At 77.0% G+C, this 19290-nt stretch carries 2 protein-coding genes; both read right to left on the reverse strand.

Annotated features, from left to right (window positions below; genetic code table 11):
- Positions 1-14753 (reverse strand): type I polyketide synthase (locus GA0070558_RS30425; RefSeq protein ID WP_141722377.1); only part of this gene is annotated, 14753 nt, incomplete at its 3' end.
- Between the two features lie 25 nt (positions 14754-14778).
- A partial coding sequence (locus GA0070558_RS30430) for a type I polyketide synthase (protein ID WP_141722374.1) occupies positions 14779-19290 on the reverse strand: 4512 nt, incomplete at its 5' end.

Raw genomic sequence — 19290 nt, forward strand, 5'->3', positions numbered from 1 at the left:
CCATCCAGGAACGCATTCCCCGCCGCATACGCACCCTGACCCGGCGAACCCAAAACCCCCGCGATCGACGAGAACACCACGAACAGATCCAGATCGAGGCCGGCCGTCGCCTCGTGCAGATGCCACGCCGCGTCCACCTTCGGCGCGAGGACCCGGGCCAGCCGGTCGGCGTCGATGCCGGTGACCACCGCGTCGTCCAGCACCCCGGCGGTGTGCACCACCCCGGCGAGCCGACCACCGTCGGCGGTGAGCCGCCCGACCAGGGCACGCACGGCCTCGGCGTCCGTCACGTCACACGCCGACACCTTCACCGACGCGCCCAGGCCCGCCAGCCGCTCGACCACGGCGTCCGCGCCGGCAGCGGCCCGGCCCCGGCGCGACACGAGCACCAGCGACCGGACCCCGTGCGCCGACACCAGATGCTCCGCGACCAGAGCGCCCAACGCGCCCGTACCACCGGTCACGAGCACCGCGCCGTCGCCGACGGTCACCGGCGTCTCCGACGTGGACGCGCGCACCAGGCGGGGCACCCGCACCCCGCCCGAACGCACCGCCACCTGACCGCCCACGGCGGCGTCGTCGGCGGCCCGGGTGAGCAGGCCCAGGGCGTGCCCGTCGAGGTCGCCGTCGACGTCGGCGAGGACGATCCGGCCCGGGTGCTCGGTCTGCGCCGAGCGGAGCAGGCCCCACACGGCGGAGCCGGCGAGGTCCGCTGCAGGATCGGCCGGCCCGGCGGCCATGGCGCCCCGGGTGACGACGACGAGCCGCGTGTCGGCGAGCGCGTCGGAGGCCAGCAACGCCTGGGTGGCCGCGAGAACGCCGGTGGTGACCGCCCGCACCGCCTCGGGGAGAGGGGCGGCGTCGGGGGCGGCGGCGACCGGCAGCACGAGGGCGCGCGGGGCGTCGGCCCCTGCGGCCACCGCCGCCAGCAGGGCCGCCACGTCGGGGTACGCCGGCAGGCCGGGCAGTGTCGCCGGCAGGTCCCCGCCGGTCAGCAGCGCCCAGCCGGACACCTCATCGATCGGGGCGACCTCGGCGGCCTGCCACACCACCTCGAACAGCGACCGGGACGCCGCACCCGCGACACCAACGCCGGTCAGCTCCCGCAACACGATCGAGTCCACCGACACCACCGGCGCGCCCGACTCGTCCACCGCGACCAGACGGACCGCAGAGCCCGACCGCGTCAACCGTGCCCGCAGCACCCGCGCACCCGACGCGTGCACCTGCACACCCGAGAACGCGAACGGCACCCGTGCCGCTGCCGGCCCCTCGTCGGCCAGCAACAGCCCGATCGGGTGCAACGCCGCGTCCAGCAACGCCGGATGCACCCCGAACGCCGCCGCGCCCTCGACCTCATCGGGCAGGGCCACCTCGGCGAACACCTCGCCGTCGCCGGCCCACACCCGACGCAGCCCGCGGAACACCGGCCCGTAGACCAGACCGAGACCCGCCAGAGCCGCATACCAACCCGACAGATCCACCTCCGGCACACCCACCGGCGGCCACGCCCCCACCACCGGCTCCTCGGCCGCCACCGGCTCCAGCACACCCTCGGCGTGCCGGACCCATCCGGAGTCACCGTCGGTCTCGGCGTGCACCGCGACGGGTCGGGCGCCGGTCGGGTCGGGCGCGCCGACGCGCACCTGAACGCGTACGCCGCCGGTGGCGGGCAGCACGAGTGGCGCGGCGATGGTCAGTTCCCGGAGGCGGGAGACGCCCGCCTCGTCGCCGGCCCGGACGGCCAACTCCACGAGGGCGGTGCCGGGGACGACGACCGTGTCGGAGACGGTGTGCTCGGCGAGCCACGGGTGGGTGGCGACGGAGAGGCGGCCGGTGAGCACGACCATGTCCTCGCCGGCCACGGTGACGGCCGCGCCGAGCAGGGGGTGCCCGGCCGCGCCGAGGCCGGCGCCGGTGACGTCGCCCGCGCGGGGGCGGCCGATGCCGAGCCAGTACCGCTCGTGCTGGAAGGCGTACGTGGGCAGGTCGACGCGCTGCGGTTCGGTGCCGGCGTACCACTGGGTCCAGGTGACGGGCACGCCGTGGACGTGCAGCTCGCCCAGCGCGGCGAGCAGCGCCCGCGCGGCGGGCCGGTCGCGGCGCTGGGCGGCGACGGTCAGCACGCCCTCGTCGCCGGGCAGCACGTCGGCGGCCATGGCCGTGAGGACGCTCCGCGGGCCGACCTCCAGGAACGTGCCCACCCCGGCGGCGCGCAGCGCGGTGACCCCGTCGGCGAAGCGCACCGCCTCGCGGACGTGCCGCACCCAGTAGTCGGCCCGGGTCAGCTCCTGCGGGTCGGCGAGCGCCCCGGTCAGGTTCGACACGACCGGCACGAGCGGCGTCCGGAACGACAGCCCGTCGAGGACGGCCCGGAACTCGGCCAGCATCGGCTCCATCAACGGGCTGTGGAACGCGTGACTGACGGCGAGCCTACGGGTGCGCACGCCCCGGCCCTGCCAGAGCTGCTCGATCTCGTCCAGAGCTTCGACGGCACCCGAGACGACCACGGCCGACGGCCCGTTGACGGCGGCGATCCCGACGTCGGCGCGACCGGCGATGGACTCCGCCACCGCCACCTCGGCGGCGGCCACCGCGAGCATCCCGCCCCCGGCCGGCAACGCCTGCATCAACCGACCCCGCGCGGCCACGAGCTGGCACGCGTCGGCCAGCGACAACACGCCCGCCACATGCGCGGCGGTGATCTCACCGACCGAATGCCCACCGACGAAGTCCGGCACCACCCCGAACGACTCCACCAAACGGAACAGGGCCACCTCAACCGCGAACAACCCCGCCTGCGTGAACACCGTCTGATCCAGCAGCCCGGCCTCGGCGGAACCCTCCGCCGCAAACAGCACATCCTTGAGCGGCTGCGGCAGCAACGGATCCAGCCCGGCGCACACCTCGTCCAACGCCGACGCGAACACCGGGAACGCCTCCGCCAACTCCCGACCCATCCCGGCACGCTGCGCGCCCTGGCCGGAGAAGAGGACGGCGAGCTGCCCGCCGGGGGTGCCAGCAGCTGCGGTGACGACGGCGCCGGACGGTTCGCCGGCGGCGAGGGCGCGCAGCCCGGCGAGGAGTTCGTCGCGGTCGGCTGCCGCGAGCACGGCGCGGTGTTCCAGGGTGGCCCGGGTGACGACGGACGACCAGCCCACGTCGGCGGGGCGGGGGGTCGGGTCGGCGGCGAGCCAGCGGGCCCAGCGGTCGGCCTGGGCGGCGAGGGCCGCCTCGGTGCGGGCCGACAGCAGCACGGCCGCCGGGTGCGCGTCGCCGGTGTGGGCGGACGCGTCGCCGGAGCGCACCGCCGCCTCGGCGGGTCGGGCGGGCCGGGGGTCCGCGGGCGGCTGCTCGATGACGCGGGCGGGCCGGGGGTCGGCGGGCGGCTGCTCGATGACGACGTGCGCGTTGGTGCCGCTGACCCCGAAGGAGGAGATGGCGGCGCGGCGGGGGCGGCCCGTCTCGGGCCACGGCCGGGCCTCGGTGGCCAGTTCGACGGCGCCAGCCGTCCAGTCGATGTGCGGGGACGGCTCGTCGACGTGCAGGGTGCGGGGCACCACGCCGTGCCGCATCGCCATGATCATCTTGATGATGCCGGCGGCCCCGGCGGCGGCCTGGGTGTGCCCGATGTTCGACTTGATCGACCCGAGCAGCAGCGGGGTCGCCCGGTCCTGCCCGTAGGTGGCCAGCAGCGCCTGCGCCTCGATCGGATCGCCCAGGGTCGTGCCCGTGCCGTGCGCCTCGACCGCGTCCACGTCGGCCGGGGTCAGCCGGGCATTCGCCAGGGCCTGCCGGATCACCCGCTGCTGCGACGGCCCGTTCGGGGCGGTAAGACCGTTCGACGCCCCGTCCTGGTTCACGGCCGTCCCCCGCACCACGGCGAGGATCCGCCGGCCGTCGCGCCGGGCGTCGGACAGCCGCTGCACCAGCAGCATGCCCACACCCTCGGACCAGCCCGTCCCGTCCGCCGACGCGGCGAACGACTTGCACCTACCGTCGGCCGACAACCCCCGCTGCCGCGAGAACTCGACGAACGTCCCCGGCGTCGCCATCACCGTCACGCCGCCGGCCAGGGCCAGGTCGCACTCCCCCGACCGCAGCGCCTGCACGGCGAGGTGCAACGCGACGAGCGACGACGAGCACGCCGTGTCGACGGTGACGGCCGGCCCCTCCAGGCCGAACGTGTAGGCGACGCGTCCGGAGACGACGCTGCCCGAGTTACCGGTGCCGATGTAGCCCTCCAGGCCCTCCGGCAGTTCCTGCACCTGCGAGGCGTAGTCGTGGTACATCAGGCCGGCGAAGACGCCGGTGCGGCTGCCCCGCACCCGCGCCGGGTCGACCCCGGCGGACTCGAACGTCTCCCACGACGCCTCCAGCAGCAACCGCTGCTGCGGATCCATCGCGATCGCCTCACGCGGCGAAATCCCGAAGAAGGCGGGGTCGAACTCCGCCGCCCCGGCGAGGAAGCCGCCGTGCCGGGCGTAGGAGGTGCCGGGGTGGTCGGGGTCGGGGTGGAAGAGGGACTCCAGGTCCCAGCCCCGGTCGGCGGGGAACTCGGAGATCCCGTCCCCGCCGTCGGCCAGCAGCGCCCACAGGTCGTCGGGGCTGGCCACCCCACCCGGATAACGGCAGGCCATGCCCACGATCGCGATCGGCTCGTCGCCGCCACCGGTGGCGGCGACCGCCGCCCGCCGGGCGGCGAGCACGCCGGAGAGCTGCTCGTGCACGTGCGCGGCGAGGGCCGCCGGGGTCGGGTAGTCGAACACCAGCGTCGAGGCCAGCCGCAGCCCCGTGGCCGCGTTGACCCGGTTACGCAGGTCCACCGCCGTCAACGAGTCGAAACCCAACTCCCGGAACGCCCGATCCGCCGGCACCGCCTCCGCACCACCATGCCCCAACACCTGCGCCACCAGACCCCGCACCAGCACGTCGATCTGGGCGCGGGCCTCGTCGGGGGCGAGCGCGGCGAGGCGCTGCGCCCAGCCGCCGGCCGCGCCGCCGCCGGCCTGCCGCCGGGCGGTCGCGGTGCCGACGAGGGCGCGCAGCATCGGCGGTACGCCGGTGGCGGTGGCCGCCGCGCGCAGCGCCGGCACGTCGACGACGGCGGGGACGAGCGCGGCGGCGACGGTGGCGACGGCGGCGTCGAACAGGGCGACGCCGACGGGCCCGCTGATCAGGCCGAGGCCGGAGCGGGTGACCCGGGACCGGTCGGCGGCGCTGAGGGTGGCGGCCATGCCGTCGGTGTCCCACATGCCCCAGGCCAGGGAGTGCGCGGTCAGGCCCCGGGCGCGGCGGTGGGCGGCGAGCGCGTCGAGGAAGTGGTTGGCGGCGGCGTACGCGCCCTGGCCCGGGGAGCCGAGGACCCCGGCGATGGACGAGAACACCACGAACAGGTCCAGGTCGAGGCCGGCGGTGGCCTCGTGCAGATGCCACGCCGCGTCGACCTTCGGCGCGAGAACCCGGGCCAGCCGATCGGCGTCGATGCCGGTGACCACCGCATCGTCGAGAACACCCGCGGTGTGCACCACCCCGGCGAGCCGACCACCATCGGCGGTGAACCGCCCGACCAGGGCACGCACGGCGTCGGGGTCGGTGACGTCGCAGGCGAGCACGTCGACTCGCGCGCCGAGGGCGGTCAGCTCGGCGGCGAGGTCGGCCGCACCGTCGGCGGCGGGGCCGCGCCGGCTGACCAGGGCGAGGGAGTCCACGCCCCGGTCGGTGACGAGGTGCCGGGCCAGCAGCGCGCCGAGCGCGCCGGTGCCGCCGGTGACCAGGACGGTGCCGCCGAGGGGACGTCGGGCGGGCGCGGGTGGGGTGTCGGCGCGTACCAGACGGGGGGTCAGGATCGTGTCGGCGCGGACGGCGAGCTGCGCGGCGGCCGGGTCGTCGGCGGCGGCCGCGAGCAGCGCGACGGCGGGCGCGTCGAGGTCCCGGTCGAGGTCGGCCAGGACGATCCGGCCGGGGTGCTCGGACTGGGCGGCGCGCAGCAGGCCCCACACGGCCGCGCCGGTCAGCTCGTCGGCGGGGTCGGCGTCGGTGGCCCGGACCGCGCCCCGGGTGACCACCGCGAGGCGGGTGTCGGCGAGGGCGTCGGCGGCGAGCCACGCCTGGACGGCGGCGAGCACGGCGGCGGTGCCGGCCCGCACGGCGGCGGGCAGCGCGTCGGCGGGCAGGCCGGCGGGCGTGGCGGGCACGGGCAGCAGGACCAGCGGGGGTACGTCGGCGGCGGCCAGTTCGGCGACGCCCGGGTACGCGGGGACGCCGGGCAGCGCGGGCGTGGCGGGGCCGAGCAGGGCGGCGCGGGGCGTGTCGGCGGGGGCGAGCGGCTCGGCCCGCCAGTCGACGCGGAACAGCGACCGGGCGGCGAGGGTGGCCGCCGACGGGTCGCCGCCGGTCATCTCGCGCAGGACGAGGGAGTCGACGGTGACCACGGGCCGGTCGGTGTCGTCGACGGCGAGCAGCCGCACGGCGGTGCCGGCGCGGGTGAGCCGGACGCGGAGGGTGTCCGCGCCGACGGCGTGCACCTGGACGCCCGCGAACGCGAACGGGGCCTTGGGGCCGGTGGTGCCGTCGCCGGGCAGCAGGGCGGTGGGGTGCAGGGCGGCGTCGAGCAGGGCGGGGTGCACGCCGAAGCCGGCGCTGCCGTCGGCGGTGGCGGCGGGCAGGGTCACCTCGGCGTAGACGGTGTCGTCGCCGGCCGTCCAGGCGCGGCGCAGGCCCTGGAACACCGGCCCGTACGTCATGCCGTGGCCGGCGAGGGCGTCGTACCAGCCGGCGAGGTCCGCCTCGACGGCGGCGGGGGGCCACGCGCCGAGGCCGGCGTCGGCGGTGGGTTCGACGGCGGTGAGCAGGCCCTCGGCGTGCCGCACCCAGTCGCCATCGGGGTCGTGGTCGGGCTGGGAGTGCACGGTGACGGCCCGTCCGCCGATGCCGTCGCGGGGGCCGACGCGGACCTGGACGCGCACCGCGCCCTGGGCGGGGAGCACCAGCGGGGTGGCGATGGTCAGCTCCCCCACCCGGCAGGGGCCGAACTCGTCGCCGGCGCGCAGCGCCAGTTCGACGAGCGCGGTGCCGGGGACGACGACCGCGCCGGCGACCACGTGGTCGGCCAGCCACGGCTGGGCGGCGACGGAGAGCCGGCCGGTGAGCACGGCCGCGTCCTCGCCGGCCAGCCGGACGGCGGCGGCGAGCAGCGGGTGCCCGGCCGCGCCGAGGCCCGCCCCGGAGACGTCGGAGGCGCGGCCGGCGGGCCGCAGCCAGAATCGTTCCCGCGCGAACGCGTACGTGGGCAGGTCGACCCGGGTCGGTGCGGCGTCGGCGAGCAGGGGGGTCCAGTCGACGCGTGCCCCGGCGGCGTACAGCTCGGCGAGGGCGGCGAGCAGGGCGCGGGGCTCGGCGCGGTCGCGGCGCTGGGCCGGGACGGCGAGCAGCTCGTCGTCGGTCAGGGTCTCGCGGACCAGGGCGGTGAGCACCGCGCCGGGGCCGATCTCGACGAACGTGTCCGCCCCGGCGGCCCGCAGCGCGGCGACCCCGTCGGCGAACCGGACGGCCTCCCGCACATGCCGCACCCAGTAGTCGGCGGTCCGCAGGTCGTCGCCGCCGGCGAGCGCCCCGGTCAGGTTCGACACGACCGGCACCAGCGGCGCGGCGAAGGTCAGCGTCTCCAGGACCGCCCGGAAGTCGGCGAGCATCGGCTCCATCAGCGGGCTGTGGAACGCGTGACTCACCGTCAACCGGCGGGTGCGGACGGCCCGGCCCTGCCAGAGCTGCTCGACCTCGTCCAGCGCCTCGACCGCGCCGGAGACCACCACGGAGGTGGGCCCGTTCACGGCGGCGATCCCGACGTCGGCCCGACCGTGCAGGGACTCCACCACGTCGGCCTCGGCCGCGTTGACCGCGAGCATCCCGCCCCCGGCCGGCAACGCCTGCATCAGCCGACCCCGGGCGGCGACGAGCTGGCAGGCGTCGGCCAGGGACAGCACCCCTGCCACGTGCGCGGCCGTGATCTCACCGACCGAGTGGCCGCCGACGAAGTCCGGCACCACCCCGAACGACTCGACGAGGCGGAACAGGGCCACCTCGACGGCGAACAGGCCCGCCTGCGTGAAGACGGTCTGGTCCAACAGAGCGGCGTCGGCAGAACCCTCCGCCGCGAACAGCACCCCCTTGAGCGGCTGCGGCAGCAGCGGATCCAGCCCGGCGCACACCTCGTCCAGCGCGGCAGCGAACACCGGGAACGCCGCCGCCAACTCCCGGCCCATGCCGGCACGCTGCGCGCCCTGGCCGGAGAAGAGCAGGGCGACGGGGCCCCGGTCGGCGGCGCGGCCGGTGACGACGGCGTCGGTGGGCTCGCCGTCGGCGAGGGCGGTCAGGGCGGCGGCCAGCTCGGCGTGGTCGGCGGCGAGGAGCACCGCGCGGTGTTCCAGGGCGGTGCGGGCGACGAGCGACGTCCAGCCGACGTCGACCAGCCGGGGCAGGTCGCCGCCGGTGGTCCGGTCGGCCCAGCGCCGGGCCCACCGGGTGGCCTGGCGGGTCAGGCCACCTTCGCCCCGGGCGGAGAGCAGCACCGGCACCAGCGGCGGGGCGGGCCGGTCGGCGGCGTGCGGCCGGTCGGCGGTCGCGCCGTCCTGCCGCTGCACGGTCGCGCCGGGCGGCTGCTCGGCGGTCGCGTCGTCGGCCACCGGCGCGGGCGGCTGCTCGATGATGACGTGGGCGTTGGTGCCGCTGACGCCGAACGACGACACGGCGGCGCGGCGCGGCCGGTTCACCTGCGGCCACGGCCGGGCCTCGGTGAGCAGCTCGACCGCGCCGGCCGTCCAGTCGACGTGCGGGGTGGGCTCGTCGACGTGCAGGGTCGCCGGCAGGGTGCCGTGCCGCAGCGCCTGCACCATCTTGATCACCCCGGCGACGCCGGCCGCGGCCTGGGTATGGCCGATGTTCGACTTGATCGACCCCAGCCACAGCGGCTGGTCGGCGGGGCGGTCCTGCCCGTACGTCGCAAGGAGCGCCTGCGCCTCGATCGGGTCGCCGAGGGTGGTGGCGGTGCCGTGGGCCTCGACGGCGTCCACGTCGGCGGCGGTGAGACCGGCGCTGGCCAGGGCCTGCCGGATGACCCGCTGCTGCGACGGCCCGTTCGGCGCGGTCAGCCCGTTGGACGCGCCGTCCTGGTTGACGGCGGAGCCGCGCACGACGGCGAGGATGCGGTGGCCGCGCCGCTGGGCGTCGCTGAGGCGTTCGACGAGGAGCACGCCCACGCCCTCGCCCCAGCCGGTGCCGTCGGCGGCGGCGGCGAAGGAACGGCACCGCCCGTCGGCGGCGAGGCCGCCCTGCCGGGTGAACTCGACGAACGCGCCGGGGGTGACCATGACGGTCACGCCGCCGGCCACGGCGAGGTCGCACTCGCCCTGCCGCAGCGACTGCACGGCCAGGTGCAGGGCCACCAGCGACGACGAGCAGGCGGTGTCGACGGTGACGGCCGGCCCCTCCAGGCCGAACGTGTAGGAGACGCGGCCGGAGATGACGCTGTGCGCGCCGCCGGTGAGCCGGTAGCCGTCCAGGTCGGGGGTCTCGTCGCCGGTGCCGTAGCCGGACGGGGACGCGCCGACGAACACGCCGGTGGGGGTGCCGTGCAGGCTGTCGGGGGTGACGCCGGCCTGCTCGAACGCCTCCCAGGTGGCCTCCAGCAGCAGCCGCTGCTGCGGGTCCATGGCGAGGGCCTCGCGGGGGGAGATGCCGAAGAAGACGGGGTCGAAGTCGGTGGCCCCGTCGAGGAACCCGCCGTGCCGGGTGTAGGAGCGGCCGGGCGCGTCGGGGTCGGCGGCGAGGAGCCGGTCGAGGTCCCAGTGCCGGTCGGGGGCGAACTCGGTGATGCCGTCGCGGCCGGAGGCGACGAGGTCCCACAGCCCGTCGGGGTCGCTGACGCCGCCCGGGTAGCGGCAGCTCATGCCGACGATGGCGATGGGTTCGTCGGCGGCGGCGGGGCCGGTGCCGCCCCCGGGGTTACCGGCGGCGGGCGCGGCGTCGTCGAGCCGCAGCAGGGCGGCCAGGTGCCCGGCGAGGGCGGCCGGGTTGGGGTAGTCGAAGATGAGCGTGGTGGGCAGGGCCAGCCCGGTCGCGGCGGTGAGCTGGTTGCGCAGCTCCACGGCGGTCAGCGAGTCGAAGCCCAGCTCCTTGAACGCCCGCTTCGGCTTGACCGCGTCGGTGCCGGGGTGGCCGAGGACGGCGGCGGCGTGGCCGCGCACCAGGTCGGTGAGCTGCCGGTCGCGTTCGGCGCGGGTCACGGCGGCCAGGTCGCGGCGCAGGGCGGCGGCGTGGTCGGTGATGCCGTCGGCGGGGCGGGCGGCGAGGGCGTCGCGGGCCTCGGCGATGTCGTCGAGCAGCGGGCGGGGCCGGGCGGACGCGTACGCGGGGGCGAAGTGTTCCCAGGCGACGTCGGCGACGACGAGGCAGGTCTCGCCGTGCTCGACGGCGCGGCGCAGGGCGAGCAGCGCGGCGGCCGGCTGCATCGGGTTGAGGCCGCGCCGGCTGAGCAGCCGCTGCGCCTCCTCGGTGGTGGCCATGCCGCCCTCGGCCCAGGCACCCCAGGAGACGGAGGTGGCGGCGAGGCCCCGGGCGCGGCGCTGCTCGGCGAGCGCGTCGAGGTACGCGTTCGCGGCCGCGTACGCGCCCTGGCCGCCGCTGCCCCACACGCCGGAGATGGAGGCGAACGTGACGAACGCGTCGAGCTGCCGGTCGCCGAGCAGCTCGTCGAGGTGCACCGCCCCGGCGACCTTGCCGGCCATGACGTGGTCGAGGACGTCGAGGTCGGTGTCGACGAGGGCGGTGAGCTGGGTGATGCCGGCGGCGTGCAGCACGGCGGTGAGCGGGGCGACGTCGTCGAGGCCGGCGACGAGGGCGGCGACCTGCTCGCGGTCGGCCATGTCGCAGGCGGCGACGGTGACCCGTACGCCGGTGGCGGTCAGCTCGTCGGCCAGCTCGGCCGCGCCGGCGGCGGCGAGTCCCCGGCGGCTGGTGAGCACCAGGTGTTCGGCGCCGTTGGCGGCGAGCCAGCGGGCGGCCTGCGCGCCGATCGCGCCGGTGCCGCCGGTGACGAGGATCGTGCCGCGCGGCTGCCACGACGTGACCCGCCCGGCGGTGCGGGCGGTGGCGCGGGCGAGGCGGCGCACGAACGTGCCGTAGGGGCGGACCGCGAACTGGTCCTCGTCGCCGCCGCCGACGAGGATGCGGGCGACCTCGGCCCAGCAGGCGGCATCGGGCGTGGTCGGCAGGTCGACGAGGCCGCCCCACTGGCCGGGGTGTTCCAGGCCGACGACCCGGGCGAGGCCCCACAGGGCGTGCTGGGCGGCGCTGGCCACCGGCTCGGCCGGGTCGGTGCCGACGCCGCCGACGGTGAGGCACCACAGCGGGGCGGACAGGTCGGCGTCGCGCAGCGCCTGCACGAGGCGGGTGGTGGCGACCAGGCCGGTGGGGATGCCGGGGTGGCCCGGGTACTGGTCGTCGGCGAGGCCGAGCAGCGACACCACGCCGGCCAGGGGCGCATCCCGGTGCCCGGTGAGGGCGGCGGCCAGTTCCTCGCGGGTGCCCCCGGCGGGGTCGACGGCGACGCGCCGCACCCGGCGGCCGTCGGGGGCGGAGCCCGGTGCGGCGGCCGGGTCGGCGAGGGCGGCTTCGAGGGCGTCCACCCAGCCGGCCACGGTGGGGGCGCCGGCCGGCAGGACCACGAGCAGGTCACCGGCCACCGTCGGGCCGGCGGGCGGGCCGGCGGGCGGGCCGGCGGGCTTCCAGACGATCCGGTACGACCAGCCGTCGAGCACGGCGCGCTGCAGCCGGGCCCTGCGCCAGGACGACAGCACGGGCAGCGCCGGGGCGAGCACCTCCAGGTCGGCGGGCGCGCCGTCGAGCTGGGCGGCGAGGGCGGCCACGTCGGCGCGTTCGACGGCCGACCAGAACTCGACGTCGACGACGTCGGGGCTGACCGGTCCGGTGGCGGCGGCGGCGGCCGTCCGCTCGGGCCAGTAGCGCTGCCGCTGGAACGCGTACGTGGGCAGGTCGACCAGGGCGTCGGCGGGGGCGAGGACGCGGCGCAGGTCGACGGCGAGGCCGTGGGCGTGGGCGGCGGCGAGGCTGCTGAGCAGCCGCGCGGCGGCGTCCTCGCCGCGACGCAGGGTGGCCAGGGCCCGGCCGGTGGTGCCGGTGTCGTCGAGGATCGCGGTGAGCGACATGCTCAGCACCGGGTGCGGGGAGACCTCGACGAAGTCGGTGTGCCCGGCGTCGACGGCGGTGCGCACGGCGGTGTCGAACAGCACCGGCCGGCGCAGGTTCTCCGCCCAGTAGTCGGCGTCGAGGGCCGCGCCGTCGATCCAGGTGCCGGTGACGGTGGAGAGGATCCGCACGTCGGCGTCGCCGGGCACGACGCCGGCCAGGTCGGCACGCATCCGGTCGGCGACGGGCTGCACGGCCGGCGAGTGGGAGGCGTAGTCGATGTCGATGATCCGGGCGCGCACGCCCTCGGCGGCGTACGCGGCGGCCAGGTCGGCGACGGCCTGCGGCGGGCCGGAGACGACGGTGGTGGTGGGTCCGTTGACGACGGAGACGCTCAGCCCGGCGGGGAGCCGGCCGGCGACCTCGGCGGCGGGCAGGTCGACGGCGACCATCGCGCCGGTGCCGGCGATGCCGGCGAGGGCGCGGGCCCGCAGGGCGAGGATCTTGACGGCGTCGGCGAGGGTCAGCGCCCCGGCGACGTGGGCGGCGACGATCTCGCCCTGGGAGTGGCCGACGACGGCGCGGGGGGTGAGGCCGGCGTGCCGCCACACCCGGGCCAGGCCGACGCCGACGGCGAACAGGGCCGGCTGGACGACTTCGGTGCGGGTCAGCCACGACTCGTCGGCGCCGGTGAGGACGGCGACCAGGTCGACGTCGAGCCAGCGGTCGAACTCGGCCTGGCACTCGGCGAGGGCCTCGTCGAAGACAGGGCAGGCGCCGATCAGGCCAGCGGCCATCGAGACGTACTGGGCGCCCTGGCCGGGGAAGACCCAGACGGGCCCCTCGCCGGGTTCGCCGGCCACGCCGGTGACGACGGTCCCGGCGGGGGTGCCGGCGGCGAGGGCGTCGAGGCCGGCGAGGAGCTGCGCCGGGTCGGCGGCGACGACGGCGGCCCGGTGCTCGAACTCGGAGCGGGTGGCGGCGAGGGACCAGGCGAGCCGGGCCGGGTCGAGGCCGGCGCGGGCGCGGACGTAGCGGGCGAGGCGGGCGGCCTGGGCGCGCAGGGCCGCCGTGGACCGGGCGGACAGCGCCCACACGGTGGCGGCGGGCGTGGCGAGCAGGCCGGTCCGGCCCTCGGGTACGCCGGGGGCGGGAGCGGCGTCGGCCTGTTCGAGGATGACGTGGGCGTTGGTGCCGGAGATGCCGAACGACGACACGGCGGCCCGGCGCGGCCGGTCGACGGCCGGCCAGGGGCGGGGCTCGGTGAGCAGCGACACGGCCCCGGCCGACCAGTCGATGTGCGGCGACGGGGTGTCGACGTGCAGGGTGGCCGGCAGCAGCCCGTGCCGCATCGCCATGACCATCTTGATGATCCCGGCGATGCCGGCGGCGGACTGGCTGTGCCCGATGTTCGACTTGATCGAGCCGAGCCACAGCGGGTCGCGCCCGTCGCGGTCCCGCCCGTAGGTGGCCAACAGCGCCTGCGCCTCGATCGGGTCGCCGAGGGTGGTGCCGGTGCCGTGCGCCTCGACGGCGTCCACGTCGGCGGGGGCGAGCCGGGCGTTGCTCAGCGCCTGCCGGATGACCCGCTGCTGCGCCGGCCCGTTGGGGGCGGTGAGCCCGTTGGACGCGCCGTCCTGGTTGATCGCGGAGCCGCGCACCACGGCGAGGACGCGGTGGCCGTTGCGCTGGGCGTCGGAGAGCCGTTCGACGAGGAGCAGGCCGACGCCCTCGGCCCAGCCGGTGCCGTCGGCGGCGGCGGCGAACGACTTGCACCGCCCGTCGGAGGCGAGGCCGCGCTGCCGGGAGAACCCGACGAACGCGCTGGGGGTGGCCATCACGGTCACGCCGCCCGCGAGGGCCAGGTCGAACTCGCCGGAGCGCAGCGCCTGGCAGGCCAGGTGCAGGGCGACCAGCGACGACGAGCAGGCGGTGTCCACGGTGACGGCCGGCCCCTCCAGGCCCAGCGCGTACGCGATGCGGCCGGAGACGACGCTGGTGGCGGTGCCGGTGAGCAGGTAGCCCTCGTCGGCGCCGTCCGCGCCGCCGTCCTGGCCGACGCCGTAGCCGTTGGCGGCGGTGCCGACGAACACGCCGACCTTCTGCCCGCGCACCGACGACGGGGCGATGCCGGCCGACTCGAACGCCTCCCACGACGTTTCCAGCAGCAGCCGCTGCTGCGGGTCCATGGCCAGGGCCTCGCGGGGGCTGATGCCGAAGAAGTCGGCGTCGAACTCGGCCGCCTCGTAGAGGAACCCGCCCTGCTGGGTGGTGGAGCGGCCGACGCGGCCGGCCTCCGGGTCGTACAGGTTGTCCAGGTCCCAGCCCCGGTCGGCGGGGAAGCCGCCGATGGCGTCGCCGCCCGCGGCCACCAGGTCCCACAGCTCGTCCGGCGACGACACCCCGCCCGGGTAGCGGCAGGACATCGCCACGATGGCGATCGGCTCCCGGGCCGCCGCCGTCAGCTGCTGGTTGAGCTGCTTGAGCCGGCTGGTCTCCTTGAGCGAAGCCCGAAGCGCCTCGACGACCTTATCTGCAGACGTGGACATCAGTTACTCCGTACGTGGGGCAAGGTCAGGACTCGGAGCCGTCGAGCGCCAGCCTGATGAGGGTGTCGGCGTCCATCTCGTCGATGTCGACGTCCCCACCGGGTGCGGGGTCGGTGTCGTCGCCGTCGGTGAGCTTGAGCAGCAGGTCGAGGAGCCCGGCTTCGCGGATGCGGGCCAGCGGGATGGTGGCCAGGGCCTGGCGGACCGCCGTCTCGGCCGGGTCGGCCGCCTCCTCCCGGTGCGCCTCGGGGACCAGCGCGGTGAGCAGGTGGTCGGCCACGGCGGCCGGGTCGGGGTGGTCGAAGACGAGCGTGGTGGGCAGGGGCAGCCCGGTGGCCCGGGTGAGCCGGTTGCGCAGTTCCACGGCGGTCAGCGAGTCGAAGCCGAGGTCCTTGAACGCCCGCCGAGGCTTGACCCGCTCCGGGCCGGGGTGGCCGAGGACGGCGGCGGCCTCGGCGCGGACCAGGTCGGTGAGGTGCCGGTCCTGCTCGTCGCGGGGCAGGGCGCGCAGCCGGTCCCGCAGGGCCTGCCCGCCGTCGGCCGGCGCGGCGTCGTCGTCGGGGCGCTCGGCGGGCCGGGCCTCGGGCAGGTCGGCCAGCAGCGGCCGGGGCCGCACCGACGCGTACGCCGGGGCGAACGTCGCCCAGTCGACGTCGGCGACGGTGAGGCAGGCCCGCCCGCGCCCGACGGCGACCCGCAGGGCGTGCACGGCGTCGGCCGGGGACATCGCCCGCAGCCCGCGCCGGGCCAGTTCCCGCTGGGCGTCGTCGGTGGCCATCCCGCCGTCGGCCCACGGTCCCCACGCCACGGAGGTGGCGGCGAGTCCCCGGGCGCGGCGGCGCTCGGCGAGGGCGTCGAGGTAGGCGTTGCCGGCCGCGTAGCCGGCCTGCCCGCCGCTGCCCCAGATCCCGGCGATGGACGCGAACAGCACGAACGCGTCGAGCGGCCGGTCGCCGAGCAGCTCGTCGAGGTGCACCGCCCCGGCGGTCTTGCCGGTCAGCACCCCGGCGAGCCGGCCGAGGTCGGTGTCGACGAGCGGCGCCACGTCGTTGAGGCCGGCGGCGTGCACCACGGCGGTCAGCGGAGCCGGGTCGGCGTCGACGCGGGCGAGCAGCGCGGCGACCGCGTCCCGGTCGGCCACGTCGCAGGCGGCGACGGTGACCCGTACGCCGAGGGCGGTCAGCTCGTCGCGCAGCTCCGCCGCGCCCGGCGCGTCCTCGCCGCGCCGGCTGGTCAGCACCAGGTGTTCGGCCCCGTTGCCGGCGGCCCAGCGGGCCACGTGCGCGCCGAGCGCGCCGGTGCCGCCGGTGACGAGCACGGTGCCGGAGGGCCGCCACCGGTCGGCCGCCGACGCGTCGGCGGGCACGGCCCGGGTCAGCCGGCGCGCATACACGCCGGTGGGCCGCACGGCGAGCTGGTCCTCGTCGCCGGCGGCGGTGAGGGCCGCCGCGAGCCGGGCGGGGTCGACGCGGGCGGCGGGAGCGACGCCAGTGGCGGGGTCGGCGTCGGCGGCGGGCAGGTCGAGCAGGCCGACCCGCAACTGCGGCAGCTCCAGGCCGGCGACGCGGCCGAGGCCCCACAGGCCGCCCTGGGCGGCGCTGTGGACGGCGTCGCCGTCGCCGGTGCCGACCGCGCCCCGCGTCACGCACCACAGGGTCGTGTCCGCCCCGGCGTCGTGCAGGGCCTGCGCCAGCGCCAGCGTGGCCGCCGTGCCGACGGGCACGGCCGGGTGCTGCGGGTGCGGGTCGTCGGCCAGGCCGAGCAGGGAGACGACGCCGGTGACGGGCCCGTCGGCGAGCGCGGCGGTGAGCCGCCGGGCCAGGCCGCCCCGGGTGGCGCCGGCCGGGTCGGCGGGCAGCCGCCGCACGTCCGCGCCGGCCGAGGCGAGCGCGGCGGCGATGTCGTCGGCGGTGTCGCCGTCGGGCCCGACGAGCAGCCAGCCGCCGGCCGCCACCGGCGGGTCGGCCGGGTCGATCGGCCGCCACCCGACCTGGTACGACCAGCCGTTCACCGCCGCGTCCCGGGTGCGGGCCCGTCGCCAGGTGGTGAGGGCGGGCAGGGCCGGGGCGAGGGCGTCGAGGGCGGTGTCGTCGCCGATCTGGGCGGCGAGGGCGGTCAGGTCGCCGCGTTCGACGGCGGCCCAGAACTCGGCATCCCCGCCACCGTCGGTGTCCTTGCGGGGGCGCGGCAGAGCTTCGGGCCAGAACCGCTGGTGCTGGAACGCGTACGTCGGCAGGTCGACGCGCTGCGGGTTTGCCCCAGCGAACCACTGCCGCCATGACACCGGCACCCCATTGACGTGCAGCTCCGCCAGGGCGGCCAGCAGCGCGGTCGCCTCGGCCCGGTCCCGGCGCTGGGCCGCGACGGTCAGCACACCCTCGTCGCCGGGCAGCACGTCGCCGGCCAGGGCCGTCAACACGCTCTGCGGCCCGACCTCCAGGAACGTGTCCACCCCGGCCTTACGCAGCACGGTCACGCCATCGGCAAACCGCACCGCCTCGCGGACGTGCCGCACCCAGTAGTCGGCGCTGCGGATCTCGTCGGCGTCAGCCAGCGCCCCGGTCAGGTTCGACACGACGGGCAACAACGGTGCCGCGAAGCTGAGCGTGGCGAGGACAGCTCGGAACTCGGCCAGCATCGGCTCCATCAGCGGACTGTGGAACGCGTGGCTGACGGTCAGCCGGCGGACACGGACGCCCCGGTCCCGCCACGCCTGCTCGACCTCGTCCAAGGCCTCGACGGCCCCGGAGACGACCACGGCCGACGGGCCGTTGACGGCGGCGATCCCGACGTCGGCCCGACCGGCGATCGACTCCGCCACCTCCTCCTCGGCCGCGGCCACCGCGAGCATCCCGCCACCGGCCGGCAACGCCTGCATCAGGCGACCCCGCGCGGCCACGAGCTGGCACGCGTCGGCCAGGGACAACACCCCCGCCACGTACGCAGCCGTGATCTCACCGACCGAGTGGCCACCGACGAAGTCCGGCACCACCCCGAACGACTCCACCAAACGGAACAGGGCCACCTCAACGGCGAACAGGCCCGCCTGCGTGAAGACGGTCTGGTCCAACAGGTTGGCCTCGGCGGAACCCTCCGCCGCGAACAGCACCCCCTTGAGCGGCTGCGGCAGCAGCGGGTCCAGCCCGGCGCACACCTCGTCCAGCGCGGCGGCGAACACCGGGAACGCCGCCGCCAACTCCCGACCCATCCCGGCACGCTGCGCGCCCTGGCCCGAGAAGAGGACCGCGAGCTGGCCGCGCTGCTCCGGGGTGCCGACCACCACGGCACCGGACGGCTGACCGGTGGCCAGAGCCCGCAGGGCAGCCAGCAGATCGTCCCGGCCCTCGGCGACGACCACCGCCCGCTGTTCCAACGCCGGACGCGTCGTCACCGACGACCACGCCACATCGACCGCGGCAAGCGACCCGTCACCGGCCAGCCACCGGGCCCACCGACCCGCCTGACCCGCCAGGGCCCCATCGGTGCGGGCGGACAGCAGCACCGGCACCACCGGCGGCACCACCCGTTCGGTCGCCACGCCCTCGACAACCTCCGCCGGAGGCTGCTCGATGATCACGTGCGCGTTCGTGCCCGAGATACCGAACGACGACACCGCCGCCCGACGCGGCCGACCCACGGCCGGCCACGGCGTCGCCTCGGTGGCCAGGGAAACCGCACCGGCGGTCCAGTCGATGTGCGGCGACGGCTCGTCCACGTGCAGGGTCGGCGGGACGAGGCCGTGCCGCATCGCCATGACCATCTTGATGATCCCGGCGACACCGGCCGCCGCCTGCGTGTGGCCCATGTTGGACTTGATCGACCCCAGCAACAGCGGGGTCGCCCGGTCCTGGCCGTAGGTGGCCAGCAGCGCCTGCGCCTCGATCGGATCGCCCAGCGTCGTGCCCGTGCCGTGCGCCTCCACCGCGTCCACATCCGCCGGGGCCAGCCGCGCATTCGCCAGGGCCTGCCGGATCACCCGCTGCTGCGACGGACCATTCGGCGCCGTCAGACCGTTGGACGCCCCGTCCTGGTTCACCGCCGTCCCCCGCACCACCGCGAGGACCCGACGCCCCTCCCGCCGCGCATCCGAGAGCCGCTGCACCAGCAGCATGCCCACACCCTCCGACCAGCCCGTCCCGTCGGCGGCGGCGGCGAACGACTTGCACCGCCCGTCGGGGGACAGCCCGCGCTGCCGGGAGAAGCCGACGAATGCGCTCGGCGTGGCCATGACGGTGACGCCGCCGGCCAGGGCCAGGTCGCACTCGCCGGAGCGCAGCGCCTGCGCCGCCAAGTGCAGCGCGACCAGCGACGACGAACACGCCGTGTCCACGGTCACCGCAGGCCCCTCCAGGCCGAAGACGTACGCGACGCGACCGGAGGCGACGCTGCCGGCGGTGCCGTTGACGAGGTACCCCTCCAACTCCTCCGATGCCGCCAGGCGGCCCGCGTAGTCGTGGTGGATCAGGCCGGCGAAGACGCCGGTGGTGGCCTTCGTGTCGCGCGGGTCGATGCCGGCGTGTTCGAACGCCTCCCACGA

This window comes from Micromonospora haikouensis (assembly GCF_900091595.1).
GTDB lineage: Bacteria > Actinomycetota > Actinomycetes > Mycobacteriales > Micromonosporaceae > Micromonospora > Micromonospora haikouensis.